This window comes from Pseudoroseomonas cervicalis ATCC 49957, assembly GCF_000164635.1.
Lineage (GTDB): Bacteria > Pseudomonadota > Alphaproteobacteria > Acetobacterales > Acetobacteraceae > Pseudoroseomonas > Pseudoroseomonas cervicalis.
On sequence record NZ_GG771174.1, the window covers coordinates 1 to 710 of the forward strand.

A 710-nucleotide genomic window follows, 5' to 3' on the forward strand; every position below is an offset into this window, starting at 1 on the left:
GGCGCGGCTGCGGCCGCAGGCGGTGGTGGGCTTTGGCGGCTACCCTTGCGTGCCGCCGCTGCTGGCCGCGCGCAGCCTGGGCGGCAAGCGCCCGGCCACCATCCTGCACGAGCAGAACGCGGTGCTGGGCCGCGCCAACCGGCTGCTGGCGCGCGGCGCCGACACGCTGGCGCTGTCCTTCGCCGAGACCAGCCGCATCCCCGCCGGCACCCGCACCGCGCTGGTCGGCAATCCGGTGCGCCCGGCCCTGGCCGCTTTGGCCGGCCAGGGCTTCGCCACGCCGCAGGGGCCGCTGCGGCTGTTCATCCTCGGCGGCAGCCTCGGCGCGCGGATCTTCTCCGACGTGGTGCCGGAGGCGATCGGCCTGCTGGCCGCGCCGCTGCGCACGCGGCTGTCCATCGTGCAGCAATGCCGGGTCGAGGACCTGCCGCGCGTGCGCGCCGCCTATGAGGCGCTCGGCGTGCCGGCGGAGCTCGCCCCCTTCTTCGGCGATGTCGCCGGGCTCTACGGCACGGCGCATCTGGTGGTGGCGCGCGCCGGCGCCTCGACGGTCGCGGAACTCGCCTGCGCCGGGCGGCCCGCCATCCTGGTGCCGCTGCCCTCGGCCATCGACGACCACCAGAGCGCCAATGCCCGCGCGCTCGCCGCCAGCGGCGCCGCCTCGGTGATGCCGCAGCGCGACTGCACGCCGGAGGCGCTGGCCGGGAAGC

Annotated in this window: 1 protein-coding gene; it reads left to right on the forward strand. The window is 77.3% G+C overall.

Going from position 1 to position 710, the window contains the following annotated elements; translation table 11 throughout:
- A partial coding sequence (locus HMPREF0731_RS22415) for a glycosyltransferase (RefSeq protein ID WP_007006564.1) occupies positions 1-710 on the forward strand: 710 nt, incomplete at both ends.